Annotated in this window: 1 protein-coding gene; it reads left to right on the top strand. The window is 62.7% G+C overall.

Going from position 1 to position 1,320, the window contains the following annotated elements:
- The first annotated feature begins 465 nt into the window (after nucleotides 1-465).
- Nucleotides 466-1,161, top strand: coding sequence for an ANTAR domain-containing protein (locus IEX24_RS19335; RefSeq protein WP_188681421.1), 696 nt, complete (start codon nucleotides 466-468; stop codon nucleotides 1,159-1,161).
- Nucleotides 1,162-1,320: the final 159 nt, after the last annotated feature.

Genomic DNA, 1,320 nt, shown 5'->3' on the forward strand with positions numbered 1-1,320 from the left:
CAGCCCGCACCGCGGCAACGTGAACGGCACCTCGAACCAGCTTGACGCCTGACCGACATCACCGTCGCCTTGCACCGGGTCGGATCGATGCGCTGTGCTCATGCTGTCCCGTTCCCGATGGGGTGCCGGGGTGATGAGCACCAATTCGTCGAGACGATAGTCGATCATCCGGCTGCCGGGCAAGCCGTCGTGGCAGTCGTTGCGCGTGCCAGGAGTCAGATATGCTCACCAGTAGTTGCCCCAGACCCCGGCCGCTGACCTTCCCACTCGAACAACAGGCCACCTGGTTCCGTTCGAGGTTTTCGCTACGTCACGTCTGGATCGAGGCTCCGTGAAACGTGTTCATGATGAACGACGTTTCTCGGCGCGTACGATCACGTCGAGTGCCGCCCGCAGGTTCTTGGTTCAGGCAGCGGTACCGGGTGTGAATACCCGCCGTGAACCGTGGCAGAACAAGGCAACCTGATGAGCATCGAACAACACACCGCCCGCATCCTCCGCGACATTCATGCCCCCTCGCCGGAGGGTGATAGTTCTGCTCAGCGCCTCGTGAACGCCTGCGCCATCGAGACTCCCGCGACCGGAACTTCACTGACTTGGTCTTCACCTGGCGCCGTACCATTGACGGTCGCAGCGACTGCCGGGGTTGCTGCGGCGATGGAACAGCTGTCGTTCACCCTGGGCGAGGGTCCGCAAGTGTCCTGCGCGGCAACCGACCGGATCATTTTCCGTCCGTATCTCGCCGACGGCGCGGGGGAGTGGGCGGGCCTGACACCAGAAGCGCTCCGCCTGGGGGTTCGGGCGGTGTTCGCGTTCCCGCTGAGGCTTGGCGCGATCAGTCTCGGCGTGCTCACCATCTACCAAGACGCCGCAGGTGCGCTCACCGAACCTCAACTTGGTGTCGCGTTGGCATACGTGGCAGCCGCGACCGCGTTGCTGCTCCAGGCCCCAGGGAACGATGACGGTTCTCTCCCGCCGGTGCTGGAAGATCCTTTCGCGTTGCAGGCCGAAGTGCATCAGGCTACCGGGATGATCGCCGCGCAACAGGGCATCGATTTAGGCTCCGCGCTGTCGCTGCTCCGCGCTCACGCGTATACCCATTCGGAACCGGTGAGCAAGATTGCCCGCGACGTCGTTACTCTCACCCTCCGCATCAGCTGACCGCAGCTGTATCCTCAATCTCAGACGCTAAGGAACGCGCATGACACGAGAAACCCGCCTCGCCGAAGTTTTCATTACCCTCGCCGATACCCTTACCGACGATTTCGACGCCACCGATCTTCTGCACTACCTCGCGGACGCATGCGTGGAACTTTTGAA

This window comes from Subtercola lobariae (genome assembly GCF_014640255.1).
Lineage (GTDB): Bacteria > Actinomycetota > Actinomycetes > Actinomycetales > Microbacteriaceae > Subtercola > Subtercola lobariae.

What these genes read in the sequence shown, in the direction of transcription:
- IEX24_RS19335 (WP_188681421.1), top strand. Translation starts at nt 466, where the DNA reads ATGAGCATCGAACAACACACCGCCCGCATCCTCCGCGACATTCATGCC.